The sequence below is a fragment of the Colwellia sp. MB02u-10 genome (genome assembly GCF_014077185.1).
GTDB lineage: Bacteria > Pseudomonadota > Gammaproteobacteria > Enterobacterales > Alteromonadaceae > Cognaticolwellia.
The window spans coordinates 1-635 of record NZ_JACGVK010000041.1; the positions used below are offsets into that span (position 1 = coordinate 1).

Sequence of the window (635 nt, forward strand, 5' to 3'; positions counted from 1 at the left end):
CGCTTAAGTAAATTTCTAACCTTGGTTCTGGGCCTTCGCCATTGTCGCCAGTAGCACATCCGTATTCTACGACGAACCCAATGGTCTAAATCTACGGATAGTTGATAAGCATTGGCTATAAAGAAGTAGTTACCCCAACCACGTAAATAACGGTTTAAATGAATAATTTGTTTCTTCATCGCTATCCCCCAATTTCGGTTTGTTAATCGACGTACTTGTTGTTTAAACTTTACAAGTGCTTTGTCGTGGATTTGTATTTGGCCTCGCTTGAAACTAAACCCTAAAAACTTGGTGTCTTTTACTGAGCCAACACGACTTTTATCTTCGTTAACGACTAATTTGAGTTTGCGTTGTAAAAACACACTAATATTCGTTAAAACACGCTGTCCTGCTCGATGACTTTTCACTAAAATGGTAAAATCATCGGCATAGCGTGCGAAACAGTGCCCTCGCTTTTCTAACGTTTTATCAAGCTCGTCAAGCATGATATTAGAAAGTAATGGCGATAATGGACTGCCTTGCGGCACACCTTCTTGGGTTTGAACTCGTTTCCCTTTATCTACAACACCCGCCCTTAAATACTTTCCAATCAATCGCATCAAGGCTTTATCGTTTATTTTACAGCCGAGTTTATG

Annotated in this window: 1 protein-coding gene; it reads right to left on the minus strand. The window is 40.0% G+C overall.

Going from position 1 to position 635, the window contains the following annotated elements; translation table 11 throughout:
* Nucleotides 1-635: reverse transcriptase domain-containing protein (locus H4J59_RS00125; protein ID WP_259369320.1), on the minus strand; the 635-nt coding region annotated here is incomplete at both ends.